Raw genomic sequence first — 25,434 nt, 5'->3', positions numbered from 1 at the left:
CGCGGCCTGCCGCAGGACGACTATAGTTAATGAAGGTGATGGAAGCGATGATGCCCTTTCGTCAGGTATCGTCGCTGATCAATTCGGTTCGCCAAATGTCGGCTTTTATCGGCTCATATCAGTTTTATGTATTAAGCGAGCTAAATTTAAGACCTGATTGGCAGCCTGGTTTTGAGCGGGAGTCATGCTATGTTGAGGTCCGTTAAAGTAAGCGACTACATGAATAGTGAGCCGGTCACATTTCATCCCGAAACCGCTCTGTTTGAAGCGATAGAGTACTTTCAACGTTTCAGAGTTTCAGGTGCGCCAGTAGTTGACTACTCTGGCCAGTTAGTGGGCTTGCTCTCAGAAGCAGACTGTCTTCGTGCCATCCTTGAGGATACCTACTATGAGGTGGAGCACGGGGGTAAAGTCGGTGATGTGATGACGACGGATGTGCAATCGGTGAGGCTGGATACGGATATTATTGAAGTGGCGAAAATATTCATCCATCAAGGGAGGCGGCGCCTTCCTGTAGTTGCAGATGGCTTGCTCGTTGGTCTTATCAGTCGTAACGATATCCTGCGGGCAATCTATGATTTTTCCGATACGAGAAAGGCATGAGCATATTTCCTGAGCCTCCCATTTTGTTGTACCCCTCCTTAGCAATAAGGGTAGGGCTTGAAGAAGCGGTGTTGTTGGGAATATATCATCAGTGTGCTGCTGCGTGGGGGGCTCGGCAGCAGGGTGAGCATTATTTCTTGCTGACGCAACAGCAGTGGCTCCGGCTTGTGCCATTTTGGGATGAAGACACTCTGGCCAGGATCACTCATAGTCTGGTTCAGCAAGGCTACATAGAGGCGCGTTGGGAGCAGCGAAGCGTATTGCGGCTGCGCATATTTGAGCAGCAAGTAGGCAAGAAAGAGTGTGTTGCAGAAGAGCCGGTGAGTCCTGTGAGACCTATGCAGTCCCTGGCAAATGAGTTGAGACAGCAATCTTCTCTTTCTACACCTACACCGATACTGCCAAATTTCGGTGGTAGCGTTGGGTGGCCCAAGCGTACTGAACAGCCAGTAGATGCCCTGGAAGCCATTTTTGCGCAGAAAGCTGCCCAAAATCAGCAGTATCAAACATTGAGTCTGGATTGGCGTCCCAGTGATACTGTGTTATCCATGCTCGAGCAGCATCATCGTATCGGTGCTGATTTCTCACTCGCTTGCCTGGATGAGTTTCTCGTTTTTTGGGCGGAACAGGAAAAGCGCAAAGCTCCAGCAGGATGGGATCAGGCATTCATGAAATGGGTGAAAAGGGAGTGGATAAGACAACAGTCAAAAGGAAATAATCAGACAGTAGGTCAAGGCAGTAGCGAGCAAGTGGTAAATGGACAAGGTAGAAAACGTACTAGAGAAGATCGTGAACAGGTCAGACAAAACCTTCTCGACATCAACAATCTTGACTGGTGATCAGCTCATTGCGCCTGAGTCACGGCAAGATCTGATCGATGATCGAACTAAGCAACTCATCAATCTTATATTTGCCCGTTTTGCCGCGATCTATGGCCACAAGTTCGAGAGTATGTTCTCCAGTGAGCGAGCGGTAGTGCTGGCAAAGCGTGAATGGGCATTGAGTCTGCGTGGCGTGTCAGAGCAATATCTGGTTCGAGCGGTTGATCACTGCAAGGAAACGCTGAGCTGGATGCCTACGATTGCGGAGTTTCTGGCAGTCGTTCGCAATTTGGGTAACAGCGCTTTCCCCGAAGCCTATGCGGCATACGAAGAGGCCTGCATGCATGCAGACCGTCCTCGTGAGCACGTCTGGTCGCATCCGGTAGTATTTCATGCAGGGCGGCAATCCAACTGGTACCAGTTACGTCGTGGTGAAACACGTATAATGTTCAAAGTCTTCGCTGAGCATTACCGTAACTTATGTCAAAGAGCTATGGACGGCGAGTCGTTTGTAGTTCCAATAAATACGGCGCTTCCAGACAAAACCCCAGATACACTTTTTGCCTTTATTGCGCGATGGGGAGAGCAACATCAATTTACACCTGAGCAAGCTCATACGTTGCTTTTTTACCTCACCAAGCCAAAAGGCAGTGGGCCTAGAGAGGTTCTGCTCAATAACGCCAAACGGCTGCTAGAGGTTTGGCATCGAGCGGATATTATCCTGCCTGATGCGGTTGCATAGTACTTCTTGTAGTAAGTGATGGTCCAACGAGTAATCTTATTCCCCTGATTAAGGTGTGGTTGTTACTGATTGATACGCCTGCTAACCCACTTTTCCGAACACTTTTGTAACACTGACTATGAATATGATCTATCTTGTTTAATAGAGCGTATGACTGCTGAAACTTATCAAGGATGAAATGTCTAATAGTATGAGGATGGTGTGATTTAGCACTTATTGTCACAGATCCATCCACGCGATGTACTGGAAAAGTGCTGACGCGTACAACGAGGAGGGTGATGTTATGGGAATGCCACATTTTTCACCGGGTCGGGATATTCACCACTTTATCCATAAAGCCAATGCCATCAAGTCTTTGTCAAAAGCAGAAGAGCTTGAGCTGAGCCGTAAAAGCAAGCTGAATGACAAAGAAAGTATAGAGAAATTGGTGTTGGCTAATCTCAAAAGCGTGATATGGATTGCTTATAGCTATCGCGGATACGGCCTTCCTATTGCCGACCTCATTCAAGAGGGCACTGCTGGTCTGATGAAGGCTCTCAAAGGCCATGATCCAGATAGAAACATCCGTCTTTCCACCTTTGCAGCCTATTGGATTCGGGCTGAAATCCATAAGTACGTTATAAAACACTCGCGCATAATGAATGTCGCAACCAACAAGGAACAGCATAAGCTGTTTTTCAAGTTGCGCGCTGAGTTCAAAAATGCGTCCTTGTCCGAGGCAGAGGTTGACGACATCGCAGAGCGCTTGGCCGTATCTCGTGAGGCAGTTAAGGAAATGGAGCTTCGCCTCAAGGGCAAGGACATGACCTATGTCGAATATGATGAAGGTCGTGACGATGACGGCTATGAAATGGATGTTGTAAGAGGCCTGGAAAGTCTGGAGTTCAATCCTGAACGAATGTTTATTCGTGAGAGAAATGCTACCGAGAACTATCAGGCACTGAGCCATGCGCTGGCTATGCTGGATCCGCGTAGTCGAGACATCATTTCATCCCGCTGGTTAACTGATAACAAGATGTCACTGCAAGAGCTGGCTGATCGATACGAGATTTCTTCAGAGCGAGTTCGTCAGCTAGAAGCAAAAGCGTTGAAAGACATTCAGAAAACATTGCTGGGTACCTGACCCAGCAATTTCCTTCCTTTGTTATATCGTTTTTCCCCTGTGCTGGTCACTCAGGCAGCTATCGTTCACTGTCGATGAGGTCACGCTCTCATGTAGCCGTGAACGAATAATTGCAAGCCATACTGGTTGGATAGGCTTTAGGTACGACGTGGCTAGACGGCAGGTCAAGGTGTACAATACGCACCCGCATGACAGTAGCGTTTCAGATTGGTTAAAGCGCACTGTCACTGCCTCTCTCTAACGTGTACAGGAAACCACTACGTGGATCTAGCGACAAGTTCTGAACAAAAGCCTCAACCGAATAGCCTCAGCAAGGAGATTATTCGCCTGGGACTGGCGGTATGTTTTGTCATTATTGGAATGTTTGTAGCCAAATCGCAAGGATTGCCCGTTGGTGACAACAGTATTCTTGTGGTGGCGGCAATGATCGGCTGCTACATGGCGCTCAACATAGGAGCTAATGATGTAGCCAATAATGTTGGGCCGGCTGTCGGCTCAAAGGCACTGACGATGACTGGTGCCATCATTATTGCCGCAATATTTGAAGCCTCTGGCTCGCTGATTGCCGGCGGTGACGTAGTAGGCACTATCAAGAATGGCATCATACAGCCAGATATGATCAAGGATGCGGACACCTTTATATGGCTGATGATGGCAGCGTTACTCTCTGCCGCGTTATGGTTGAATCTGGCAACCGCTATAGGTGCACCGGTTTCCACCACTCACTCGATTGTTGGTGGTGTTCTGGGGGCTGGTATCGCAGCTGGTGGCTGGGGAATTGCAAATTGGGACCAGTTAGGCGGGATCGTTGCCAGCTGGGTAATATCTCCTGTTATGGGCGGTATCATTGCTGCAGGATTTCTCTATCTCATCAAGTCAAGTATCACCTACAAGTCAGACATGTTAGGTGCTGCCAAGAAAGTGGTACCTGTTTTGGTCAGCTTGATGGCATGGGCATTTTTGACATATATCCTTTTGAAGGGTGTAAAGAATCTGATCAAGCTTGATTTCTTTACTGCACTGATCATCTCTGCTGTTGCTTCGATTGTTATCTATTTTGTAGTCAAACCCGCTGTTGCGCGCGCTGCTGCAATGTTGAGCAACAATAAAGATAGCGTAAATAATTTATTTAACTTGCCGCTGATTTGCTCTGCTGCATTGCTCAGTTTTGCACATGGTGCAAATGATGTTGCAAATGCTGTGGGTCCTCTTGCCGCAATTAATGATGCGTTTTTGCATGGTGGTGTTGCCTCTAAAGCAAGTATCCCGTTGTGGATAATGGCTGTTGGTGGGCTGGGTATTGCTGTTGGACTGGCACTGTATGGGCCGAAGTTGATTCGTACGGTCGGAAGTGAAATAACTGAGCTGGATAAGACCAGAGCATTTTGTATTGCTATGTCTGCAGCTCTGACTGTAATTGTAGCAAGCCAACTTGGTATGCCTGTCAGTTCAACGCACATTGCCGTTGGTGCAGTATTTGGTGTTGGTTTTCTTCGTGAGTATCTTAAATTATCTTACGAGCGGAAAATTCAGCAGATTCACGTGCACCATCAGGAAGCAGATCAGGTTGAGGTTGAGGCATTCCTGAGCCATTTCGAGCATGCAGATGTCGCCGAGAAAAAGCAGATGCTGCGAGAGCTTAAAGCGCGATCAGGTCATTCGTTACTGAATAAAAAGGAAATGAAGGGCCTGAAAAAGGCCACCAAGAAAGAGCTGGTCAAGCGCTCTGCGATCTACAGGATTGCCGCAGCCTGGGTAATTACCGTGCCGGCGTCGGCATTATTGGCTGCCTTCATATACTTTGCGATTGTGGGCTTTCAGTACAGTCATCTTCATTAACTATATGAAAACACACTAAGCTACTCAAAGGGATGGCAACTGGCCATCCCTTTTTTATGGTGAGGATTAGATAGCAGGGTTTTGATTCTGAGAACGAGGGAGCTTCAACTTATCCTGTCTGATATGTGCTCTTTGCAATACGTTAATCACTTCGCATAGCTTGTTTGTTCTTCGCAGGGAGAGGGTCAAAAACTCTGCGTGCCATTGCTTATTTGTCTTCATAATGACCCGTAACTCTACGGGTAGTTGCTGACGTTTTTCACCAATATCTGGTTGGTGGTTTAGCAGTAATAGACCCTTATAGGTTTGCCCGATGACATATTCCTGCTCTGGCTGAGAGAATGCACAGCCCGAGACACTAATATTGAGCAAATCGGTATCGTTGCCATTGAGCATTAGTTTAATGAGTAGTCTGTCGCTATGACGGAGGTCCACCCGATAGTGAGCTCTCCGAGCTTCGTTGTCAGGGAATAAGAACTTAGGACTTGATTCTTTCAAGTACAAACTCCACACGTCGATTTTGTGCCCTGCCATCAGCAGTTGTATTACTGGTGATCGGTTTGGAGTCAGCATAACCAGTTGCACTGAAACGATTCCCTGGCAAGCCCTCCAGTAAAAAGTAGCGTAGTACAGTCGTTGCGCGTACCGCTGACAATTCCCAGTTAGATGGGTATTGCTCAGTATAAATTGGCTGATTATCTGTATGGCCCTGAATATTCACTTCAAACTCTGGGTGGCCTTTGAACAGCTTTGTCAGTGCTTGCAAGATGGGTTCGGCTTCATATGAAAGATCCGTAGAGGCTGGGTCAAATAGTGCCTGCCCATTTACACGAATGTAGAGACGGTCATCTTTCTGAATAATCTGCACTTCCTTTGAAAGCATAGGTGTATCGATCATTTGCTCCAGTTCCTGGGCCATTACCGTTAGCTCAGACTGGGTTTTTGTCTCGGGAACTACAACGTCTTCCTTCTGAATAGGTTTGCGTTCTGTTGGCGCTTCATGGGGGAGTTCAATAATGGCGTTGGTTGTCCCCATCGTATTCAGGCTAAAGCGGACCGACGTGAAGATCTCTTTGAATTTTTCTATCTTGATAGTTGAAATGGAAAATAACAGTATAAAAAAAACTAGCAGTAAACTCATGAGGTCAGCATAGGTTGCAAGCCAGCCCATTTCTTCTGGTTCTTCAAGCAAGTCACGCTTACTCATGAATTATCCACCTTTACCCAAATTCACGGGTTGTCTTTGCGCTTCCGGGATATAGGAGGACAGTCTCTCATAAACGTTCAGATAGTTGTCATTGGATAAAATGCTGATTGCGCCCTCTCGAATGATTTCCAGATTCTGGACCTCCAAAAGTGTGCGGGCACGCAACTTCCCAGCGATAGGAAGAAAGAACATGGTGCTCATTAATGATCCGTAGAAGGTTGTCAGCAGAGCAACTGCCATCGCAGGGCCAATGGTATCGGGATCATCCAGCTGTGACAGCATTTGCACTAGGCCAATCAGGGTGCCGAGCATGCCAAAAGCAGGGGCATAGGATGCCATCTTCTTAAATATATCTTGTACCGTAAAGTGTCTGGCTATGAGAGAGTCGATCTCAGTCTGCAGCGTCTGTCGGATAAAGTCTTCACTAGCTGCATCAGCGAGCAGGTTGCAGGCTCGTTTGAGAAATTTGGATGTTGTTTCAACATTAGCCAGCGCAAGTAACCCATTGCGGTGGCTCACTTTGCTCAGCTCCAACATGGTGTGAATCATTTGCTGAGGTTTGGTTCGATCTTGAGCGAAGACTATAAAGGCACTTTTGAAGGCGGCGAGCACGTCTTTAAACTGAAAGGTGAGAAGGGTCGCTGCAATCGTTCCCCCGACAACAATCATCAAGCCGGGAACATTGATGAAGATATGAAAGTCGCCTCCCAGATAGATGGCTGAAACAATTAAAGCCAATCCGGATAGGATGCCGAGGATGGAGGCAAAATCCATATAACACTTCGCTCTAAAACAGGGGAGAAGGCCTCTAGGTTAGACAATGGAAACGAAAAAACAACTCTTCCGTATATCTTTCTGGGGATGTCAGTATTTGTAGTGCGACTGAGTTCCTTGCGGCGTATGCTTGGCGGGTTTCAGGATTGCTTTTTCTGGCACCTTAGGTTGTTAATTTGGCAGGTAATGCAGTTTTGTATGTCGGCTATGTTGCGAATCATCGAACTGTAACAGTTGGCGCATTCAATGCATGGGTTGACTTCGAGCGCCAGAAAGAGCGAAGTAACATCAAAACAACATATAAGTTCAGATAAGGAAGCCGTCTGACTGAGGAAAGGCACTCGCACTGTCAGGTTCATGATCGGGAAGATCCTGAATTTCCTCCGTAGGCGTGCTCTTAAGGAAGAGGTCAGTGAGCCATGTGGAAGAAAACCTATAATTTTCAATACACACAACGCGCAAGGAGAAGCAAGGCATGACTAAGCGTATTGCACTTGTAACTGGGGGAACAGGGGGAATCGGTTCTGCAATCTGCCAGAGTCTGGCAGAGCAGGGCTTTCAGGTTGTTGCGGGTTATAACAGTGGCGGCAATCACGACAAGGCAAAGGCGTGGCAGGAGGAGATGCTACAGAAAGGCCTGGAGATGGGAATAGCCTATGGCGATGTGACAAAGTATGAGTCCTGTGAGCGTTGTATCAAGGAGATAGAGGAAACGTACGGAGATACAGTCTCTGTATTGATAAACAACGCTGGTATCACTCGCGATGGTCAGTTCAAGAAGATGTCCTGGGAGCAGTGGAATGAGGTTCTCACCGCGAATCTGGACTCCATGTTCCATATGACTCGCCTGGTTATCAATCCAATGATCGATAAGGGCTGGGGGCGTATCATCAACATCTCTTCTGTCAATGCTCAGAAAGGGCAGTTCGGACAAACCAACTACTCTGCGGCTAAAGCCGGTATTCACGGCTTCACAAAGGCATTGGCGCAGGAGGTGGCTAGCAAAGGTGTGACCGTTAACACGGTATCGCCAGGATATGTGTTAACCCCTATGGTGGAAAAAATTGCACCCGAGGTGCTGGACAAAATCAAGTCAGGCATCCCCGTTGGTCGTCTGGGGACACCTGAAGAAATTGGTCACGTAGTGTCATTTCTGTGCGATGACTTCTCTGGCTACATTACCGGTTCAAACTTAGCCATCAATGGTGGTCAGCACATGTTCTGATCTGTCTCGGGGAGCTGCTCTCCCCGATCAGATTAGCTTGCAGGAGCAAAGGCGCGATCAGTATCGCGCCTTTGCTTTTTCTAGTGCGCTATGGAAGCGATTTTGAAGTACCGCATTGATTACCGGGCCATTTTCGTACCATTCCAGCTCCAGCTCATGCATTTGCACGAACAAGGGGATGGTGCCTTTGTCAGCCTGTGCCATTGATGCCTGCAGTTTTCCCAGTTGATATTGCATGCGTAGCGACTGGTCTTGCTCAGGTGAGTCCAGGCCAGCCAGCAGCTCCATACGGATACACAGCATACGCTGAGCTTCTGAGACTTCATTAACACGTTGAAGTATGGCGCTCTTACCTTGGCGGATGGCTGCCAGGCGAGTCGCCAATGGCTCCGATGTATCACTAGGCTCGATGTCAGTTGCAGCCTTGTCTGACAGTATCGCTTGTTCAGCTTCAGCCAATACCGCTGCTGCAGATCTGGTTTGTTGAAGCAGTGTCATCAAAGGTTGATGCTGTTGCTCCAGCAAGCGCTGCTCAAGCATTTCCAACTGTTCGTCTACATACTCCTGACGAGGCTCCTGCAGTACACCTGGCAGAGACTGAAACTGTTGGATAAGGGTTTTGATCTGTTCTTCGTTAATCCGGCTTTGATTGATCACTTCACTGAGCACCTGATCAAAGCGTTCAGCTTCCTGATTGGCGGCTTCAAATCGTTCCAGCCGTTCTACCTTTTGCGCCTGGAGCACGGAATCGCGGCGTTGAAATAGCTTGTCACAGCACTCACGGAAGCGTTGCCACAAGACTTGATCCTGGCGGCGACGCCCCTGGCCAAGCACTTTCCAGTCCTGCTGCAGTGTTTTGGCCCGTCGAGTGGCTGCGATGATGTCAGTCCAGCTCAGCAGTTCTACTGCTTCGTTGACGATGGCTTCTTTGGCATCTTCCTGCTGCTTGCGATAGCTTACGATGGCATCGCTGAGCTGCTCCATGTAGACGTCAAAGCGGGCTTGCAGTGTCTCACTCTCCTGACGTTCGACCGGGCTATAGGCTTGCCACTGCTGACGAGCGGTATGGCGCAACTGCTCAAGGAAATTTCCTTCCGCTGATGGGAAGGCAGCAGACTGAATGAACTCTTCCAGCTGCGTGGTTAGTTGTTGGCGCTTCTGGAGATTGTCTGCACGCAGTGCAGCTTGTTCTTCCAGATAGGATTGGCAGTGAGCAAACGCCTGATCGCTGGCTTCACGGAACGCTTGCCACAGGTCCTGCGCTGCACTGGTAGGGTCGGTGCCAAGTCCACGCCACTCCTGGTTGTATTTGCGAATGCGTGCCAACTGCTCTGCACCTGCAAGGGGAGAGGTGGCCAATGCTTGCATGGCAGCAATCAGCTGTTCCTTTTTCGGGCGAATTGCAAAACCTTGCCAGTCTACAAGCTCGTGCAACTGTTCCTGTAACTGGGTAAAGCGCGGTTGCAGAGAGAGCAAATGGGCTTCCTGCATGCGTTCTTCGAGCTGGCTGGCAATCCGGCTGGCTGCTTTTGAACGGCCCGCTTTCAGATGGCGGGCCATCTGATCCAGCTTGTTTTCGATAGGCTGACGACTTTCACGTTCAGCCACTTTTGCTTCACGTGCTGCCTTTTTAACTACACCGAGACGGGTGTAGCTCTCACTCAGAAGATTCGGAGCGGTAAGGGTGTCGGGCCATTCCAGTTGCTTGAGCAGTTCACTCAGCTGTTCGCTGTCCGTCTCTTCTCCCTGTAATACCGATTCGAGTTGAGGGGACAGTTCCGCATAGCGCTGCCATACTGACAGAATATTGCTGATGTCACTGTGGCGCTTGCTGGTCTGTTCAGACATTCCCAGTTCTGCAGCGCGCTGAGCGATTTGGCTTAGTGCCTGGCTGAAATGTGACGCTTGTTCGGGAAGAGCGCTACGAGTTTGCTCCAGCAACTGGGTATATGCTGAGATAAGTGCGGAGCGTTGTTCAGCCTGTTGCTGTTGCAGGTGACGAGCAGATTCTTCTTGCTCCTGACGCTGAAGCTCGGCTTTGACCATCTGTTGGCACTGCTCTGCGGCGTGTTCAAAACGCTGCAACAATGTCGACTGAAGTACAGCGTGATTCAGGGCTTGCCACTGTTGTGAGATGCCTTCCAGCTTGGCTTTGTAATGGGGGAACCAACCAGTACGTGCAAGCGCCTCAAGGCTTTCACACAAGTGCTCACCCTGTTGGCGCTGCTGATCCGCGTCTTTTTCCTGCTGTTTATAGCTGTTCAGTTTGTCGCGTACCGTGCGTTGCAGCCGCTTGTGGTTCTGGCACAGCTTAAGCAGTTGCTCCAATACTTCACGGTCGTTAATTCGTTCTGCGGCTTGTATACGTAAGCTTTGATCAACTTGCCCAGAGGCGATTTTCAGCAGCGCATAGTCGTCTTCCAGTCGCGCCATGGCCGCTTGTTGCAAAGGCAGCGCGTTTGCTCGCAGAGCAATGTGCAACAGCACATCCGGCTGCGACACTTTCTCCAGGCACTGTAATGCGCCTTGCTGGTCACCATCGCTTACCCCTTTGCTACTGAGCAGGTCTGCCAGCCGTCGGATCGCAACATCGCGTAAAATGCTGTCTGCATTGTCACCGGCAAAACGTGTGAGGGTATCCCAATCCTGGATTCGTGCGAGTGCGGCAGCACGCACTTCTGTTGCCGAGTCCTGATGGAGCAGCTCAAGCAGAATTTTTGCCTGATCGGGATTGTTGCCCTGCAGCAGTGATACAGCCTGCAGTCTTACTTCAACTTTCGGGTGTTGCCATTTGGGGCGGAAAAAGCGCGCGAACATATAAATCTTCTGTACGTCTGACTCTGTTCGGGCAAACCACTGTCAGGGTCAGCAACCTGACACCGGTTTGAGGGGTCGACATTGTATCGTCCTTTGGGGGGCGCTTAAAGCATCGTTCGGTAACCGAAATTCCAGCAAAATCAAAAAGCCTTTGTTGCTCCAATGCAGTGCGGAAAGTGCGCCTCGTTACCTTCCCTGCTAGTCTGTGACAAAGATTCATAGTGGCTATTTTGTTTATGAGCAGTTCAACAACGTTCTTTTGGCACGATTATGAGAGTTTTGGCATAGACCCCGCGCGTGACCGACCTGCTCAGTTTGCTGGTATTCGTACGGACTGTCAGCTGAATCCGATTGGCGAGCCTTTGATGATTTATTGCCAGCCAGGCCTAGATTACCTGCCTCAGCCTGCGGCCTGCATGATCACCGGTATTGACCCAGCGCTGGCGTGGCAGCAAGGGGTACCTGAAGCTGAATTTATTGCACGTATCGAATATGAGCTGAAACAGCCGGGAACCTGTGGAGTTGGCTACAACAGTATTCGCTTTGACGATGAGGTTACCCGCCATACGCTTTATCGGAACTTGCGCGATCCCTATGCGCGGGAGTGGCAAAACGGCTGTTCACGCTGGGACATCCTCGATATGGTGCGACTGGTGCGATTGATGCAGCCAGATGCGCTAGTTTGGCCTGAGGTCGATGGTCGGGTCAGTATGAAACTGGAGCATCTGACTCAAGCCAACGGTGTAGGGCATGACAAGGCACATGATGCTTTAAGCGATGTGGAGGCTACTATTGCTCTGGCGCGGCTGATCAAAACACGTGCTCCGAAGCTGTTTGATTACTGCCTCAGCTTGCGTGACAAGCGTGAAGTGCAGGGCAAACTGGATATTTTTCGTCACAAGCCCGTTCTGCATATTTCTGGCATGTTTCCCACCGAGCGAATGAATGCAGCGGTTCTGGCGCCGTTAATGAGTCAGCCGGGAAATGCGAACGGTATCGTCCTGTTTGATCTTAGCCAGCCTGTACAGGTGTTGCTCGATACCTCTGCCGAAGAGCTGGAGCGTCTGCTCTATACTCCCACTGATCAGTTACCGCCCGGGCAGATCAGGCCAGCATTGAAGACGTTGCATATTAACCGCAGCCCGGTGGTGATGGGAGTTAACAAGGATATCGCCGACAAGCTGGCATTGTCGCTGGAGTCACTGCAGGCCAACCTGACTCTGTTGCGTCAGCATGCTGAGAACTGGAAGCCCAAGCTGGAACAAATCTACCAGCGTAAGCCTGCTACAGAGCTCCAGGTTTCTGATCCTGATCTGATGCTCTACAGCGGCGGATTTTTCAGTGCTTCTGACAAGCGGCTGATGCAGTCGGTCATTGAGATGCCAGCAGAGCAGCTGCGTGGATATTGCCCTCCCTTTCAGGATGGCAGGCTGGAGGAAATGCTCTTTCGCTATCGTGCACGCAGCTTTCCGCAGCATCTTAGTGAGGCAGAAAAGGCTCAATGGATTGAGTTTTGCCATGAGCGTATCACTGATGGACGCGCAGGCGCCCTGACGCTGGAGGCTTACCGCTCCGAACTGGAGGCGTTACTGGCTGATGAGAGCCTGACGCAGGAAAAGCACTCGTTATTGAGACAGTTGCAGGAGTATGGCAATGAAGTTGAGCGTTGCTTGGCCAAAGCTGAGCTGCAGCCTGCTGCTTTTTGTCGGCGCTGAAGTTGCTGCTGCCGGGCTGGAGCAAGGGGTGGATGGTCTGCCAGTGACCGTCATCCCTGCAGCCAGTACCCTCAAAAAAGTGTCGGATCAGGAAAATGTCAGCATCATTTCTGCATCGAAGGTGCAAGCGGTAAGGGAAGACAGCGCTGTAAAGGTGATTCCTGTTGCCAGCACAGCGCGTAAGGTAACCGATGATAATGTGGTAGTCATTCCTGCTCAGTCGACCAAGGGTGCGGTGCCCGATGAGGTTGACGTTATTCGTGCGCCACAGGAAAAGGCCCATACAACTGAAGAGGTCGTGGTGATACCCGCGTCGCCCAGGCACTCGATCCAGACCGCCGAGCAGGTGACTATCATCCCGGCGGCAAAGAAAAAGCTGCCAGTGCCGCAGACCACGTGGCAGGTTCAGGTTATTCCCGGATCACAGATCAAACCAGGGCAGTGATGAAAAGGTTAGCGGTGGAGCGGCGGACCTTTCAGCTCCAGTGTGTTGCCTTCAGGATCCTTCAGATAGATCGATGGGCCCAGCCCATCGGCACCGTAACGTGACTCGATGCAGCCGGTGCCCAGGTTCATCGCGGTCAGCAGGAAAGCTAACTCCGCCTTATCAAAGGGCTCTATTCTGAGACAGAAGTGGTCAAGATTACGTCCTTCTGTTTCTGCCGGTGCACCTCCTGTACGGCCAAGAGGGCCGTCGATGGTGACCAGATCAATGAGTGCATTACCTGCTCGTAACTGATAGAGGCCAAGTTCTGGGTTCTCTCTTTCAAGTGTGCAGCCAAGATGCAGATAAAAATCCAGCATCCTGTTCAAGTTGCTGATCCGTAGCACCAGATGGTCAATACCAAGGATGGTAAACATCGCTGTCTTCCCCATGCCTGGATATCGCCCGGCAAAACAGTGAAGGCGGCCGGGCGGTATTATCGGTCATTTTCCTATTTCTGGGGTTCGGGAGAGGCGGTCACAATCAGTGCGCGTCGTTGTTGTGGTGACAGCATGTGGTCGTAGATGGTCAGTAACGTGGCTTTGTCGATAGCACCAATGGCTTTTAACAGCTCATTGCGGCTGTCGAAGTCGTAGGCGCCGCGATCAATTTCTCGCCAGTAGTAGTTACTCCGCTCGTACAGGGTCTGATCAGGCTTGCTCAGATCGCTCATTAAGCCCTGTTTGAAGGTTTGTAGCTGATCGTTGCTCAGGTGCTGCAGCTGTGTACGGAAATCTTGCATGAATTGATCGACCCTGGTGGTGAGGGTGACGGCATCTGCCGACGGTGACTGTAATACCAAGCCGATGCCGGGCCAGTCCATGATCGGCATCGGGGTAGCGAACACGATATAGCCCAGTTGCTGACGAGTGCGCAGATCTGCGTAGAAAGGGGTGGAAATAATCTGGCTGAGCAAGGCGAAAGCGGCACGATGCTTCAGGTCATCCTGATCAGCCTGCCAGTACCAGGTGATCGCGGTGTCCTTATGAGGTCCCTGTTCGCTGATGCTTTCTTGATAGCCAGCGGGTAGCGCATCAATTGTTGCACGTGGCACATCGGCAGGTTGGGCCTTATCCAGCCAGGCGTGTTTTACCTTCTCCGCCATGGAGTGGGCCTGTTGCTGCTCCAGATTGCCATGCGCAAGCACTACTACCTGAATCTGCTGGCGCCATGCGGGAACAAACTGCTGCAGGTCATTCAGGCTGATGCCCTGCAGCGCACTGATTATCTCGGCGCTGGTGTGAAACGACGGCATCAGGCGTTCAGACAGACGACCCATGCTGACCTTGTAGGGCATGGATTCTTTGCGGTTACGGAGCTCATCCAGATAGTCTTCCTTGATCTGGTCAAAACGGACCTGATTCCATTGTGGTTGCAGCAAGGCATGTTGCAGCTCATCCAGCAGCACACTTTGCTTGTCGTTATAGCCGGTGATCTTGAAGCTGATGCCACGAATATGGCGATAGAGTTCAAACTCCAGTCCTGCAACAAAGGCGGGGTAGGTCAGGGTATTAAGCTGTTCTTCCACCATGCGGGTGTAAAGTTCACTCAGGGCGGTATCTCTGGCTGTGTCGTTGGTTTTCGCTGAGCGCAGATTGACGAAGAAGTCGGCTTTTGGGGTGCCAAAGGAGGTATCTTGCTGATACCAGAAGCTGAAACCGGGCTGCTGTTGCAGTAATTCGGGCTTAGCGGAATCGTTGCCTTTCAGGACATTCAACTGTTCAGCAATGAATGGGTTCGCGGCAGGCAGGGCCAGTTGCTGCAACCACTCAGGGTGCGAAACCTGCCATTGCTCCTGTTTCAGTTGGGTGTAGCGGTACGGTACGTCATACCAGCGGCTGGTTTTGTCGGTCGACAGGCCGGGCGCCATCAACGTTACCAGCAAATGGTCTGGGGTGAGATAGCCAAGAAACTGGCGGATAACCTGTGCATCGTAGTTGTGATAATCGTAGCTGCTGTAGAGCACCTGCTCCGCAGTGTGGTCCTGCAGGGCATTGGCGAGGCCGCTCACCCAGTTGATCGGCGGCACCTTCTCCTGGAAGCGGAAGTCGATGTCAGCCAGCCTGGCCATTTCCCTGAAGCGCCACTCGTCGATACCACCTTCTTCGATCTTGCGCAGATAGGCAAAAACCAGAGAGACGATGTCATTGATGTGCTCCTGACCTGCGGCCGTCAGACTGAGGCTGATTTGCATCGTAGCTGCGTCGGGGCCGTTGTAGCCCACTCCCGCACCAAGACTGCTGGCCCAGCCGAGTGATTTGAGAAGAGCCAAAATACTGCCCTTGCCCTCGTCACCCAGTAAGGAGGCCAGGTACTGCACGGGCTTGTTATCCTCATACTGGTGCAACGGTGGCAGGGGGAACGTCAGGCTCAGGGTCCGAACTTCACGAATTGGCGTCAGCTGCAGTTCAGCGGGTAACTGGCTGGAGGTGAACAGCGGGGGCATCTGACGAGAGATGGTGGTGGGGTGATCAGCAATGTTCGCAAAATACTGTGTAACCCAGCTTGCCAGCTGTGGCAGGGGCTCTTTGCCGAGTACCACTAGACGCATGCGGCTGGCACTGTAGCTGTGCTGATAAAAATCGATCAGGGCGTCACGAATTTTCAGCTCTCCGTGATCCTGCAGGGTTTGTAAATTCCCCACACTGAAGCGGCTCATTGGGTGGTCGGGGTTGTAGGTTTCACGCATGGTTTCGTACAGACGACGGCCATCTTCCCGAATCTTGGCCTTGTACTCCGAATCGACCGCATGCGCTTCACGGCTGACGTAGTCCTCACTGAACAGGGGGGCGATGAAGAACTGTGAGAAACGGTCAAGCGCAGGAGCTAGCTGATCAGGATCGATATCAAAGAAGAAATTGGTGTGATCAAAGGCGGTGTAGGCGTTCTGGCTGCCACCATGCTGATTGATAAAGTCCTGGTAGGCATCGGCCTTGGGGTATTTGCTGGTGCCGAGAAATAGCATGTGCTCAAGGAAGTGAGCGAGTCCGGGCCATTGTTTGGGTTCGTCTGCGCTGCCTGCATTGACGTCCATCGCCGCAGCGCTCTTGTCAGTATCGGGATCGCTGATCAGTAGCACTTGCAAGTGGTTGGGCAGCACCAGGCTCTGGTAGCTACGAGTGTCATTGGGGCTCTTCTTGATCTCGGCTGCTGGTACTGTCATCGATACCAGCAAGGGGAGCATGGGCATCCACCACCACTTTGTTTTCATAACACTCCTAGTTGTCTTTCCGACCGGGCAAGGTCGATATATTCGAATACTACGGGCTTGCGTAGCATGTGCTGGGGTAGCCAACGCGCAACGGCGGCAAGTTGTTCAGCCTTTGAACACTTTACCGACAGGCTTAATGCAATCAGAGCCCTGAAATTGCGGAGAGTTCATTTCTGCGGTTACCTGCCAGGTTTGCAATACCCCCGACCAGGGTTGTAACAGCTTGATGGCGTCGGTATCGGTTGTGTCTGTACTCAGCCACTGAGCCGTTTGTTGCTGATCCAGCAGGGCAGGCATGCGCGTCAGAAATGCACTAAGAAAGGGATTGCTGGGAACACTGATCAATGCACAGGTCAGAAAGCGCATATCGCCCAGCTGGTAGACTTCCCACAGGGCGGCGATGTTCATCAGCGTATGTTCCGGGCTGGAGATGTAGATGGGCCAGCGTCGCCCTGACGCACTGATCCAGTCATACACACCATCAACAGGAAGCACGGCACGTTGTCTGGCCAGCGGGCGTTTGAACATGGCATTGGTGAGTAGTTGTTCCGCCCTGGCGGTGTAGGGCGCTTCATTGAGTCGCTTGATCCAGGAAGGGGCCAGCCCCCAGTGGGCAGGCTCAAGCAAATCGGGTTGACGCTGAAGTGCCAGCCACTGGTAGGGGGAGAGATTGTAGCTGGCTGTCAGTGGGCGAGGGGCGGTACCTTGCAGATCCCACCCCTGTTGCAACGCTTCAACCTGAACAATGCGTCCAGTCATCAGCAGGTCAGTGTTTGTGAGGCAGGGCGGCCAGAGCGATATCCCGGGCGCGATGCTGTTCTTTTTCCGGTAAAGTGGCAATCTGCTCCAGCGCCACCAGTGCCTGTGTCAGCTGCAGGGCAAACTCACGGTTGGCTTCCTGGAAGGCGGCGTCGATGGCCTGATAGACCCGTTCGATCTGCTGTTCCTTCTGTTCCTGACTGTCGACTTGCTTCAGGGCTTGCAGGCAGGCCGTCGCAATCTTCATATAGCGTTGGTTGCGTGCTTGGCTCATGGGGGGATACTCCGGCTGGGTAATTCTGTATCGGATGCTGCTGCCATGAGGCGAAAGACATACACACGGAAAGATGCGTGTCAGCAATCTGGTGCTGTAAATCCCTTCGGCACACTCATTTACATCAAGTAAATGCCCTATCCTCAGTTATTTACGCTTTGCTTGTTTCGCCACACAACCTGTCGTGAATAGGTGCTTATTTTGCATCGGCAATTGGCGCCTATCTTATGCCAAGACTTCGCATCTGCAAAACGCTGAAGCCCTACCACCAGTATTTTCCCCAGTTCTCCGGGTTGGCCCAGTTGTCAGGGTTGTTCCAGGTGCGCACGTGGTTATAGGTCAACAGGTCAAAGGCATAGAACACCAGCTTGCGCTGACCCTGGCTGAAACCCTGTTCGCGGGTGAGGCCCAGCGCATAGAAGTCTGCATCCTGCCAGCAGGTGTCACCATCCTGTTCGGTGGGGCTGTAGCTCAGCCAGACGCGCGGGGCACAGTAATTACGCAGCCAGCCAAGCAACGCTCTGCCCTCCAGTGGAGGCAGGTGTTCCAGCGCATCGGTGAGCAGGACCAGTTCGGAGGGGGTAGCACCTTGCAGTTGCTGGCGGGCATCGTGAGTCTCGAAGTGCTGTATCTGGCAGTCGTTTTGCTCGCAATAGCTCTGCAGTGCCGGTGGAACGCAAGCGCCGATGCTGACCACGCGCTGAGGTGCCAACTGTTGCAGTCGATCAAGTAAAAACTCATTTGGCGAGCGAACCATGGCAACTTCCTGCTTAACTACGGGGACAGGCCGACTGCAGTGCAGACGGCGCCCGAGTATGTCAGACGCAATATCGATGTATCAACCTGTGCCAGCGTGCATTCCACTATAGTTTTATTCGTCTGCCGGCCCACCAGGTGAATGCTTTTATATTGTGTTGAGGTTGTCAGGTTCGGGGAGTGGTCAGGTACCCGCTTGATGGTGTGTGGTTTGACCTGTTGGCACAATTTGCACATTGCCAGCGAATAGCTATGCTAGCGCGGCATAAATCAGCCGCGGCCAGATACCGAGCGGCGACCGTGGAGTTGAACCAGTTGGGAGCGGATGGAATGAATAGAGAAAAGGTGGTTTTTGCGTTCTTTATTGTGCTGGCACTGACTCTCAATTTTGGCTTTGTGCTGGGCGAGATTCATAACGCTAATCACCACAATGCCTTTGAGTTGTTTGCCGCTATCGTGGTCAGTCTGATTGCAACTGTACTCAAGTTTGGTGACAGAACACACATCGGCGCGGTATTGCTGGCTACCAGTCTGGTGGCAGACTTGCAGCTGTTGCTGGCCGCTGGGGTATGGGCCTATGCGGACTATGTTTCGCTGGACGGACTGACCGAAAATATCGTGGCCAGCGTGGTCTCGCTGTCAGCAGGGGCGCTGTTGGCCAATCTTACTTCCGTCATCCTGTTGATGGTGGAAACTGTGATGATTCGCCGCTAGGTGCGCGTGTGAACTCCGTCATTTACCTGCTGCTGCGCCGTCTGCGCTGGCCGCTGATTACTCTGATCGTGGTCTATGCCATCTCCATCACTGGATTTGTGCTGATTCCCGGTATGGACGACAAAGGCCAGCCCTGGCAGATGGGCTTCTTCCATGCCTTTTATTTTGTCAGCTTTATGGGGTCGACCATCGGCTTTGGCGAAATTCCCTATGCCTTTACCGACGCCCAGCGCTATTGGGCGATGTTGACCATCTACGTTACCGTCATAGCCTGGCTGTACGGCATTGGCACCATGCTGGCGATTCTGCAGGATCAGGCATTCAGCCGGATGCGCGCCCGCCAGCGTTTTCGCAATGCGGTCAAGGCAATTCAGGAGCCGTTCTACCTGATCTGCGGTTATGGCGTCACCGGCAGTCTGCTGGTAAACAAGCTGGCCTCCCGCGGTATTCAGGCGGTTGTGGTGGATATCAATCAGCAGCGTATAGATGATCTGTTGACTGATACGCTGCCCATGGCGGTCCCTGCGCTGTGTGCTGATGCCTGTGAACCAGACATTCTGACTGATGCCGGGCTGCTTAAGCCGCACTGCATCGGCGTCGTGGCTCTGACCAACAGCGATGAGGCCAATCTGGCGGTGGCGATTGCCAGTAAACTGCTGGCGACCCATACCCCGGTGATCAGTCGTGCTGAGAGTCAGGCGATTAATGACAATCTGGCTTCCTTTGGCACTGAGCATATCGTCAACCCCTTTGAATCCTTTGCTGAATATCTGGCCATGGCGATCCACTCGCCCTACAAGCATCTGGTTTATGACTGGCTGGTCAACCCGAGACACCGTCCTGCCAAGATTGGTGCTCATCAGGTGCAAGGCACCTGGGTCATCTGTGGCTATGGGCGCATGGGGCAGGCACTGCACCGTTACCTCGGAGCGCATCAGGTTGATATGGTGGTTATTGATGAGGACCCGGCAAAATTCGGCATGATGGATGACATGGTGCTTGGGCTGGGTACTGAAGCTGTCACCTTACAGGAGGCGCGCATTGCACAGGCCGTGGGAGTAGTGGCCGGAACGGCCAGTGATGCCAACAACCTGTCGATTCTGATGACAGCACGCATGCTTAACCCTGAGTTGATCACCGTGGCACGGCAGAATCAGCGCTACAACGAACGCGTCTTTCAGGCTGCCTGTCCTGACTATGTCATGGAGCCCGCCTGGATCATCGCCAACAAGATCATGCTGCTGATCAAGACGCCGTTACTGCTGGATTTTCTGCGGCAGATGGGAGGGCAGAGTGATGTCTGGGCGCAGCAGTTGATTGAGCGGATGCGCGAGGTGGTGGATGACCAGGAGCTTGATAGCTGGTCATTAACGATCGATCCGCAGGAGGCGCCTGCCATCATGACTGCACTGACAGATCGCCAGTCGGTGCCACTGGGCGTATTGCAAGTAGACCCGCGGCAGAGGCTGGATGCACTCAAGGCTTTCCCACTGATGATCAAGCGGTCAAACGGTCTGATGTTACTCCCTACTACTGATACCTTGCTGCAGGAAGGTGACGTTATCCTGTTCTGTGGCCGTTATCGGGCATCAGCTCTGATGCAATGGACCGCGGGAAATTACAACGTGCTGCGCTATGTGCGTGATGGTTTTGATGGGGCGTCAGGGTATGTGTGGCGCTGGCTGAGCAAGTCATATCGCGAAAGAAAGCAAATCTCCCATGAAATCAAGTGATTAGCTGATCCGGAAACTATCGGTAACTTGGATAGGCGGGTAGGGTGCTTTAACTTGAGCTGGCTGTGAATTTAAAATAAGGAAAATTTTGCACATTTCGGCCCTCTTTGTGTAAGGTGCGCGGGTGCAGAATGCATATAGCCAATACTGGAGAGACGTATGTTGTTAAGCAGTCGGTTGTTTAAAACAGTTTCGTATAGAAGTTTGATGACTTTTTTTACTGCCTTCCTGCTGATGTTCAGCCTCGGAATGCAAAGTGCCGAGGCTGCACGTCTGGGAAGCGGCAAAACCTTCGGTAAGACCTATTCCACACCAGCCAAACCGGCTTACAGCCCCACGTACAACAAGTCCAGCACGACGACTAACCCGGCTACGGGCGCTGCTGCAGCTCAAACTGCCAAGAAGCCCGGATTCATGGGTGGCATGCTGGGCGGGTTACTGATGGGTGGCCTGCTGGGTGGCCTGCTGTTCGGTGGTGTAGGCGGTGGCTTGCTGGATATTCTGGTGTTGGCTGCACTGGCATTTCTGGCCTATCGCTTCTTCACTCGCCGTAAACAGGCACAATCATCACAGGCGGATAATCAGGGTTATGCCCATGCTGGCGCCAATAATCCCTGGCAGGCACGTAATGAACAGCCTGCCGAGGCGGCCGTTCAACCCCAGGCCACTTCCGCCATGCGTAGCGGTAGCTTTGGCTCAACTGAGCAAGGGCTGATGGCTGAGCTGGCAGATGAGGTGAAAATCCCTGACTGGTTCAAAAAGGATGCCTTCCTGGAAGAGGCCAAAGATCATTTCCGTGCTCTGCAAAAGGCATGGGATTCTGCAGACTACGCCACGCTGTCCAGCTATATGACACCTGAGCTGTTTGCCCAGATCAAAGCTGAGCGTGAGCAAATGGGTGAGGCTCAGCACACTGAAGTAGTATCGGTGATGACTGATCTGGTCGATTTCCAGCAAGTGGGTGACAAGGTCGTGGCCAGCATCCAGTTCTCTGGATGGGTCCGTGAGCAGCAGGCAGGCCAGGAAGGCGAGTTCAGTGAAATCTGGCACCTTGCCAAGGACGCCAGCCAGCCTAACAGCGCGTGGGCTATCGAAGGTATTCAGCAGCCTGGCTGAGGCATATCGTCCAAGTAGAAGTAGAAATAGCAACGGCGTCCATAATGGACGCCGTTGTTGTATCAGGACGTATGATGGGCTGTACTATAGTCCTTTCTTATTCCGCCCCTTCCTCACGCAGAAACACCCAGGTATCCCCTTTGGATTGCTCCTCGCTGAAGTAATAGCCTTTATAGTCAAAGTCTTTCAGCGCTTCAGCAGTGGCGGGTTGCTGATCGATCATATAGCGCACCATCATGCCGCGCGCTTTTTTAGCGTAAAAACTGATGATCTTGTACTGACCATTCTTGGCATCCTTGAATACCGGCGTGATCAGGCGCCCATTCAGTTTCCTGGTGTTGACCGCCTTGAAATACTCGGTGGAGGCCAGATTCACCAGCGTCGAATCGCCTTGTTGTGCGAGCAGCAGATTGAGTTCCTGCGTCAGCTTATCTCCCCAGAAGCTATACAGATCTTTGCCGCGACGATTGGCAAACCGGGTACCCATCTCCAGACGGTAGGGCTGCATCAGGTCCAGTGGCCTCAACAAGCCATACAGGCCGGAAAGAATGCGCAGGTGTTCCTGTGCATAGTCAAGTTGCGGCTCATCCAGTGTCCCCGCATCCAGGCCGAGGTAAACGTCACCTTTGAATGCCAGCACAGCCTGTTTGGCGTTATCAGGAGTGAAGTCGGGTTGCCATGCAGCAAAGCGCGACGCATTCAGGGAGGACAGGTTGTCACTCAGGCTCATCAGGGAGGCAATTTGTTGTGGTGAAAGCTCTCGCAGCTGTTCGATCAGCTCGGCTGAGTCGTCCACAAAATCGGGCAGGGTGTAACGTGAAGTGCTGCTTGGTGTCTCGAAGTCCAGAGTCTTGGCAGGGGAAATCACAGCAAGCATGGGGATTCCTTATTCAGTCAGGTGTGCTGGCCAGTGCGGGCCGCTGTTATCGATAGCTAAACTGAGCGGGAGTCTACCCAAGGGATGGATAAAAGACTAATTGGGTCTGCCTATGGTGTTGGTAGCTAACGTCAGCAGCCTGTTTTTAACCAACAGGCTGCTGATCAGGGGGCTGTGATGTGTATTTATCAGCTGAAAAGCTTGCGCAAAGTGACCGTGAAGCGTTCTGCCGCCTGCTCCTCCAGCGCATGGTGACCATCACGCACCTGCCATTTTCCGCCCACCATCACGTCGCGAATCTGGCGGCTATTACCCGCAAATAGCCAGCGGTTGAGTACGTCATCCGGGCGGCTGCTGGCGATAAAAGGCGCCTGTCCGTCGATTACCAGCCAGTCGGCACGGTAGCCAGCCTCCAGTTTGCCAATCGGCTGCCCGAGTGCTTGAGCACCGCCTTGCAGTGCGCCATGGTAGAGGTAGTCAGCGACGTGTTTTTGATGAGGGTGGGTAAGACGATTGCGCTTCTGATCCCGCAGGCGCTGTCCGTATTCCAGCCAGCGCAATTCTTCCATCATGCTGACGCTGACATGGCTGTCACTGCCGATGCCGAATTGTCCGCCCGCAGCGAGATATTCAGTAGCCGGGAAAATGCCGTCGCCGAGATTGGCTTCGGTGGTAATACACAGGCCGGCAATTGCCTGCGAGGTGGCCAGACGTCTGCACTCTTCATCATTCAGATGAGTCGCGTGTACCAGACACCAGCGCGGATCGACCGCCGTGTTATTGAGCAGCCATTCGACAGGGCGCTGACCACTCCAGCTCAGACAATCGTTGACCTCTTTCATCTGCTCGGCAATGTGAATATGTACTGGCAGACTTGTATCGGAGAAATGATTGAGTAACGAATGCAACTGATCCGGTGTCACCGCCCGCAGTGAGTGGAAGCACAGGCCGGTACGCTGCAAAGGCTGTCTGGCCAGCTGATCACTCAACTGTGTCAGCAATGCGCTGTAGCTGTCGATGCTGTTGATAAAGCGGCGCTGGCCTTCCATCGGCGACTGGCCACCAAAGCCGGAATGGGCATACATCACGGGCAGGAGTGTCAGACCTATACCTGCTTGCGCTGCAGCCTCACTGATACGTAAGCCCAGTTCGGCGGGGTTGGTGTATGGCTGGCCATGGATGTCGTGGTGCAGATAATGAAACTCGGCCACGCTGGTGTAGCCGGCCTTGAGCATTTCGATGTAAAGCTGGGTGGCAATAGCGGATACGTCTTCTGGTTGCATATTGCCCAGCATGCGGTACATCAGATCACGCCATGTCCAGAAGCTGTCCTGCGGGTTGCCCGCTACCTCGGCAAGACCTGCCATGGCACGCTGAAAGGCGTGGGAGTGCAGGTTCGGCATGCCTGGAAGCAGTGGTCCACTAAGGCGCTCTGCACCGTTGGCGCTGGTATTGACCTCGATGTGCTCGATCATACCCTGTGATGATACGGTGATACGTACGTTGGAAGCCCAGCCGTCAGGCAGCAGGGCAAGATCGGAAAAGTAGACAGCCATGGCCAATGCCTTCTAGATTGAATGCAGTTTTGTCAGGTGAAGACGGGCGGGGAGGCTGCGCAGGCCTTGAGGCAGGATAGCTGCACACAAGCCTCATCGCGGAATTGTCCTGCTTCTCACTGCCACTGCGTCTGTGCAGAGTGTGGTGCACAGGGCAGTATGGCCGTCACCTGAGTAGAGTTGAGAAAGTGTGTTGTATATACATATATATACGTTATAGTGGGGCAAATCAATTTATCCCTGATGCCCGTGCTTTGCAGGAGAACAATGGGTGAGTAGAGATCTAGGTCAGGATGTTTCCGAGTCATCAGCAGCAGCCGAGGGGCTGGGGCAGAACGGCCCGGCACCTCTGTATATGCAGGTTAAACAGATGATTCTCGGCCAGATCCGCAATGGCAACTGGCCACCGCATCACCGGGTGCCATCCGAAAGTGAGCTGGTCAAGGAGCTGGGCTTCAGCCGGATGACCATCAACCGTGCGCTGCGCGAGCTGACGGTGGATGGTCATCTGGTCAGAATGCAGGGTGTCGGAACCTTCGTCGCTGAAGCCAAGGGGCACTCTGCACTGTTCGAAGTGCATAACATTGCTGATGAAATCGCCGCACGCCGTCATCGCCACCATGCTGAAATCATCAAGATGGAACGCGGTAGCGCAACGACTGAGCAAGCCATTGCGCTGGGGATTCGTGAGGGAGCACCGGTGTTTCATTCGGTGATCGTGCATTACGACAACGATGAGGCCATTCAGATTGAAGATCGCTACGTCAACCCTGAGCTGGTCCCGGACTACCTGCAGCAGGACTTCTCCCGGCAGACTCCGTTTACCTATCTCAGTCAGATCGCGCCTCTGACCGAAGGAGAACATGTGGTCGAGGCAGTGCTGGCGGCGCCCTGGGAACAGCAGCTGTTGCATATCAGCGCCACCGAGCCCTGTTTGCTGATTCGTCGCCGCACCTGGTCGCAGCGAAGGGTGGTAACGTCTGCGCGCCTGCTCTATCCCGGCACGCGCCATCGTCTGGAAGGTCACTTCAAGCAAGGGGATTCGTAATATTCCATCCATCCGCATCAGGTCGCTGCTGCCAGTGACC

At 52.3% G+C, this 25,434-nt stretch carries 23 protein-coding genes; 12 read left to right on the top strand and 11 right to left on the bottom strand.

The annotated features are described in order from the left end of the window. Window positions 1-189: 189 nt before the first annotated feature. The 5 genes from QCD60_RS01475 to QCD60_RS01455 all read left to right on the top strand — a co-directional run bounded on the left by QCD60_RS01475 (window position 190) and on the right by QCD60_RS01455 (window position 5,128). Entirely contained in the window at window positions 190-603 is a 414-nt protein-coding gene (locus QCD60_RS01475) for a CBS domain-containing protein (RefSeq protein ID WP_279781722.1), read from the top strand. Continuing rightward, entirely contained in the window at window positions 600-1,442 is an 843-nt protein-coding gene (locus QCD60_RS01470) for a DnaT-like ssDNA-binding domain-containing protein (protein WP_279781719.1), read from the top strand. The genes QCD60_RS01475 and QCD60_RS01470 overlap by 4 nt, the downstream gene beginning before the upstream one ends. Beyond that, entirely contained in the window at window positions 1,360-2,166 is an 807-nt protein-coding gene (locus QCD60_RS01465) for a hypothetical protein (RefSeq protein WP_279781717.1), read from the top strand. The genes QCD60_RS01470 and QCD60_RS01465 overlap by 83 nt, the downstream gene beginning before the upstream one ends. 283 nt (window positions 2,167-2,449) lie before the next feature. After that, window positions 2,450-3,289, top strand: a complete 840-nt coding sequence (locus QCD60_RS01460) for an RNA polymerase factor sigma-32 (RefSeq protein ID WP_279781715.1) — start codon at window positions 2,450-2,452, stop codon at window positions 3,287-3,289. A 261-nt stretch (window positions 3,290-3,550) separates the two neighbouring features. Then, entirely contained in the window at window positions 3,551-5,128 is a 1,578-nt protein-coding gene (locus QCD60_RS01455) for an inorganic phosphate transporter (RefSeq protein WP_279781713.1), read from the top strand. Between the two features lie 66 nt (window positions 5,129-5,194). On the opposite strand, the gene QCD60_RS01450 is transcribed toward QCD60_RS01455, so the two are convergent. The 3 genes from QCD60_RS01450 to QCD60_RS01440 are packed head-to-tail and all read right to left on the bottom strand — an operon-like array spanning window position 5,195 to window position 7,109. Next, window positions 5,195-5,626, bottom strand: a complete 432-nt coding sequence (locus QCD60_RS01450; protein WP_279781711.1) for a PilZ domain-containing protein — start codon at window positions 5,624-5,626, stop codon at window positions 5,195-5,197. Continuing rightward, entirely contained in the window at window positions 5,607-6,335 is a 729-nt protein-coding gene (locus QCD60_RS01445; protein ID WP_104152420.1) for an OmpA family protein, read from the bottom strand. Before QCD60_RS01445 ends, QCD60_RS01450 begins: the two co-directional genes overlap by 20 nt. A 3-nt stretch (window positions 6,336-6,338) precedes the next feature. Then, entirely contained in the window at window positions 6,339-7,109 is a 771-nt protein-coding gene (locus tag QCD60_RS01440; RefSeq protein WP_104152419.1) for a MotA/TolQ/ExbB proton channel family protein, read from the bottom strand. 475 nt (window positions 7,110-7,584) lie between these two features. On the opposite strand from QCD60_RS01440, the gene phbB reads away from it, so the two are divergent. Further along, entirely contained in the window at window positions 7,585-8,334 is a 750-nt protein-coding gene (phbB, locus tag QCD60_RS01435; RefSeq protein ID WP_104152418.1) for an acetoacetyl-CoA reductase, read from the top strand. 57 nt (window positions 8,335-8,391) lie between these two features. Here phbB and QCD60_RS01430 read toward each other — a convergent pair whose 3' ends face one another. Continuing rightward, complete coding sequence (locus QCD60_RS01430; protein ID WP_279781705.1) at window positions 8,392-11,151, bottom strand: DUF349 domain-containing protein; 2,760 nt, start codon at window positions 11,149-11,151, stop codon at window positions 8,392-8,394. Window positions 11,152-11,387: 236 nt separating this feature from the next. Between QCD60_RS01430 and sbcB the strand changes: the two genes are divergently transcribed. Together sbcB and QCD60_RS01420 are read left to right on the top strand one after the other, a co-directional pair. Beyond that, window positions 11,388-12,866, top strand: a complete 1,479-nt coding sequence (gene sbcB / locus QCD60_RS01425) for an exodeoxyribonuclease I (RefSeq protein WP_279781703.1) — start codon at window positions 11,388-11,390, stop codon at window positions 12,864-12,866. Beyond that, the gene (locus QCD60_RS01420; RefSeq protein ID WP_279781701.1) at window positions 12,805-13,311 is read left to right on the top strand and encodes a hypothetical protein; all 507 of its coding nucleotides are present in this window, start codon (window positions 12,805-12,807) and stop codon (window positions 13,309-13,311) included. Before sbcB ends, QCD60_RS01420 begins: the two co-directional genes overlap by 62 nt. Window positions 13,312-13,319: 8 nt before the next feature. On the opposite strand, the gene QCD60_RS01415 is transcribed toward QCD60_RS01420, so the two are convergent. From QCD60_RS01415 to QCD60_RS01395, 5 genes are all read right to left on the bottom strand, one after another. Next, the gene (locus QCD60_RS01415; protein ID WP_279781699.1) at window positions 13,320-13,727 is read right to left on the bottom strand and encodes a VOC family protein; all 408 of its coding nucleotides are present in this window, start codon (window positions 13,725-13,727) and stop codon (window positions 13,320-13,322) included. A gap of 74 nt (window positions 13,728-13,801) precedes the next feature. Further along, the gene (locus tag QCD60_RS01410; protein WP_279781696.1) at window positions 13,802-16,561 is read right to left on the bottom strand and encodes an insulinase family protein; all 2,760 of its coding nucleotides are present in this window, start codon (window positions 16,559-16,561) and stop codon (window positions 13,802-13,804) included. Window positions 16,562-16,666: 105 nt separating this feature from the next. Then, a complete protein-coding gene (locus QCD60_RS01405) occupies window positions 16,667-17,320 on the bottom strand; it encodes an SOS response-associated peptidase family protein (RefSeq protein ID WP_279781694.1) in 654 nt (217 codons plus the stop codon). 7 nt (window positions 17,321-17,327) lie between these two features. After that, on the bottom strand, window positions 17,328-17,594 hold the full coding sequence (locus tag QCD60_RS01400; protein WP_104155782.1) for a hypothetical protein: 267 nt from the start codon (window positions 17,592-17,594) through the stop codon (window positions 17,328-17,330). A 262-nt stretch (window positions 17,595-17,856) separates the two neighbouring features. Then, window positions 17,857-18,351 carry a DUF6231 family protein gene (locus tag QCD60_RS01395; protein WP_279781690.1) on the bottom strand — a complete coding sequence of 165 codons (495 nt, stop codon included), beginning with the start codon at window positions 18,349-18,351 and terminating at the stop codon, window positions 17,857-17,859. A 329-nt stretch (window positions 18,352-18,680) separates the two neighbouring features. Between QCD60_RS01395 and QCD60_RS01390 the strand changes: the two genes are divergently transcribed. The 3 genes from QCD60_RS01390 to QCD60_RS01380 all read left to right on the top strand — a co-directional run bounded on the left by QCD60_RS01390 (window position 18,681) and on the right by QCD60_RS01380 (window position 21,913). Beyond that, on the top strand, window positions 18,681-19,064 hold the full coding sequence (locus tag QCD60_RS01390; RefSeq protein ID WP_104155780.1) for a DUF6394 family protein: 384 nt from the start codon (window positions 18,681-18,683) through the stop codon (window positions 19,062-19,064). Between the two features lie 8 nt (window positions 19,065-19,072). After that, entirely contained in the window at window positions 19,073-20,797 is a 1,725-nt protein-coding gene (locus QCD60_RS01385) for an NAD-binding protein (RefSeq protein WP_279781686.1), read from the top strand. Between the two features lie 207 nt (window positions 20,798-21,004). After that, a complete protein-coding gene (locus tag QCD60_RS01380) occupies window positions 21,005-21,913 on the top strand; it encodes a Tim44-like domain-containing protein (protein ID WP_279781684.1) in 909 nt (302 codons plus the stop codon). Window positions 21,914-22,010: 97 nt separating this feature from the next. On the opposite strand, the gene yaaA is transcribed toward QCD60_RS01380, so the two are convergent. Further along, window positions 22,011-22,790: a peroxide stress protein YaaA gene (yaaA, locus tag QCD60_RS01375; protein WP_279781682.1), complete on the bottom strand. Its 780-nt coding sequence runs from the start codon at window positions 22,788-22,790 to the stop codon at window positions 22,011-22,013. A 188-nt stretch (window positions 22,791-22,978) separates the two neighbouring features. Further along, window positions 22,979-24,346, bottom strand: coding sequence for a formimidoylglutamate deiminase (locus QCD60_RS01370; protein ID WP_279781680.1), 1,368 nt, complete (start codon window positions 24,344-24,346; stop codon window positions 22,979-22,981). A gap of 271 nt (window positions 24,347-24,617) precedes the next feature. Between QCD60_RS01370 and hutC the strand changes: the two genes are divergently transcribed. Beyond that, a complete protein-coding gene (gene hutC / locus QCD60_RS01365; protein ID WP_279781678.1) occupies window positions 24,618-25,394 on the top strand; it encodes a histidine utilization repressor in 777 nt (258 codons plus the stop codon). The last annotated feature ends 40 nt before the right edge of the window (window positions 25,395-25,434 follow it).

It is taken from the genome of Pokkaliibacter sp. MBI-7 (genome assembly GCF_029846635.1).
Classification (GTDB): domain Bacteria; phylum Pseudomonadota; class Gammaproteobacteria; order Pseudomonadales; family Balneatricaceae; genus Pokkaliibacter.
The sequence above is the reverse complement of the archived record's forward strand: the minus strand, read 5'-3'. Positions and strand labels throughout refer to the sequence as shown.